The organism is Myxococcus vastator (assembly GCF_010894475.1).
GTDB lineage: Bacteria > Myxococcota > Myxococcia > Myxococcales > Myxococcaceae > Myxococcus > Myxococcus vastator.
On the sequence record NZ_JAAIYB010000951.1, the window covers coordinates 1 to 590 of the forward strand.

Sequence of the window (590 nt, forward strand, 5' to 3'; positions counted from 1 at the left end):
GAGGGGAGCAGCGGGCGGGCCTCGACGGTGCCGGGCGCGGTCAACTGGGGGACGGGCAGCATGGACTGCGCGCCGCCGCGAGCCTTGCCCTCCTCCAGGTTGAAGTAGGACACCGCGGAGTGCGTGGTGCCCAGGTCGATGCCAATGGAATAGCGGGCCATATCGGACGAGAACTCCTGGAAGACGCGGGTTTGTTCGCGCGGTGAGGCCGTGGTGGCCGGCTCAGGAAAGCTCGACCTCCGCGGGAGCAAGCACGCGCGGGTCGATGGCCGGGCTGACGGTGGGCAGCTTCACCGCCGTCGTCATCCAGCCGTGGTGACGCAGGACTCCGTTGTAGGGCGGCTGGCCCGCCACGTTGCCGGTGAGGCGGATGCGCTGGGCGTCGAACCCGACGGGCACCGGCACCGAGTCTCCTTCCGACTGGGGCAGCACCCGCTCCAGCGTCAGGTACGTCTGGGCCACCTTGCGGCAGCCCTCATGGACGATGCGCGCCGCCGCGCCCACCTCCGCGTCGGAGAAGGCGGAGACGTTCTCCTGCAGGAAGTCCACGAAGCGGCCCTCGCGCTGGAGCATGCCCAGCAGGGACAGGG

General features: G+C 70.5%; 1 protein-coding gene. It reads right to left on the reverse strand.

The annotated features are described in order from the left end of the window. Positions 1-222: 222 nt before the first annotated feature. A partial coding sequence (locus G4D87_RS38510; RefSeq protein WP_163787682.1) for a DUF2760 domain-containing protein occupies positions 223-590 on the reverse strand: 368 nt, incomplete at its 5' end.